We start from the raw sequence: 1,441 nt of genomic DNA, 5'->3' as shown, positions 1-1,441 counted from the left end.
CGCCGCAGGACCAGCCCCATGAGCGCTTTGAGTTCCCTGAAGAAGTCCTCCCCCGCGGCAATGCGCTCTAAACCCACTGAGCTCGCTCGACTTTAGCTGCGGTAGATCCCTAGAGATCTGCTCTGTGAGGATGAGCGCTTGCCCAAGGGATCCCCTGCCGCGGATCCCAGTGGACAGGGAGCCCAACGGCAGGCGCTCGCGTTAACTAAACTTTTTTTGGTGTCTCTTGTTCCTGACTATCATTGGAGGTTGGTCTCTGTGACCTCGACAACATTTGGTTCTGCAGTGGTGCAAGATCGCACCCAAGGCGGATTTGCCTGGTGGGCTGGGAATGCCCGCTTGATTAATCTCTCCGGTCGGCTTTTGGGCGCCCATGTGGCCCACGCTGGCCTGATCGTCTTCTGGGCGGGGGCGATGCTGCTGTTTGAGGTGGCTCACTTCACGCCGGATCGGCCTATGTATGAGCAGGGCCTGATCCTGATGCCCCACGTGGCCACTCTGGGCTGGGGGGTTGGCCCGGGCGGCGAGGTGATTGACACCTACCCCTACTTTGTCATCGGGGTGCTGCACCTGATCTCCAGCGCCGTGCTGGGGTTGGGGGGCATTTATCACGCCATTCGCGGCCCAGAAACTCTGGAGCAGTCTTTCCCCTTCTTCGGCTACGACTGGAAAGACAAGAACAAGATGACCACCATCCTGGGGATCCACCTGATCCTGTTGGGGCTGGGGGCTTTCTTGTTGGTGGCCAAGGCCATGTGGTTTGGCGGTGTCTATGACACCTGGGCTCCAGGAGGTGGCGATGTGCGGGTGATCACCAACCCCACCTTGAACCCCGCCGTGATCTTCGGCTACTTGTTCAAATCTCCCTTTGGTGGGGAAGGCTGGATCATCAGCGTTGACAACATGGAGGATGTAATCGGCGGCCACATCTACATTGGCATCATCTGCATTGCCGGTGGGATTTGGCACATCCTCACCAAGCCCTTTGGTTGGGCTCGCCGCGCCTTTATCTGGTCTGGGGAGGCCTATCTCTCCTACAGCTTGGCGGCGGTTTCGCTGATGAGCTTCATTGCCACCTGCTACATCTGGTTCAACAACACCGTCTACCCCAGCGAGTTCTACGGCCCCACTGGCCCAGAAGCCTCGCAAGCGCAAGCCCTCACCTTCATCGTGCGCGACCAGCGCTTGGGGGCCAACATTGGCCAAGCCCAAGGTCCCACCGGTCTGGGTAAATACCTGATGCGCTCCCCCACGGGCGAGATCATCTTCGGCGGCGAGACGATGCGCTTCTGGGATGTGCGGGCTCCCTGGAAAGAGCCGCTGCTGGGCCCCAATGGGTTGGATCTGGATAAGCTGAAAAACGACATTCAGCCCTGGCAAGCCCGCCGTGCAGTGGAGTACATGACCCATGCGCCGCTGGGATCCCTGAACTCGGTGGGTG

General features: G+C 59.7%; 1 protein-coding gene and 1 pseudogene. Both read left to right on the top strand.

From position 1 onward, the window contains the following. Positions 1–71, top strand: a pseudogene (locus NW837_RS11345) (photosystem II protein D2); the annotation flags it as partial. A 187-nt stretch (positions 72–258) separates the two neighbouring features. Continuing rightward, a partial coding sequence (gene psbC, locus NW837_RS11340; protein ID WP_414331614.1) for a photosystem II reaction center protein CP43 occupies positions 259–1,441 on the top strand: 1,183 nt, incomplete at its 3' end.

The sequence above is a fragment of the Synechococcus sp. R6-10 genome, assembly GCF_047461815.1.
GTDB lineage: Bacteria > Cyanobacteriota > Cyanobacteriia > Thermostichales > Thermostichaceae > Thermostichus.
This window is presented reverse-complemented; position numbering and strand designations above follow the sequence as displayed.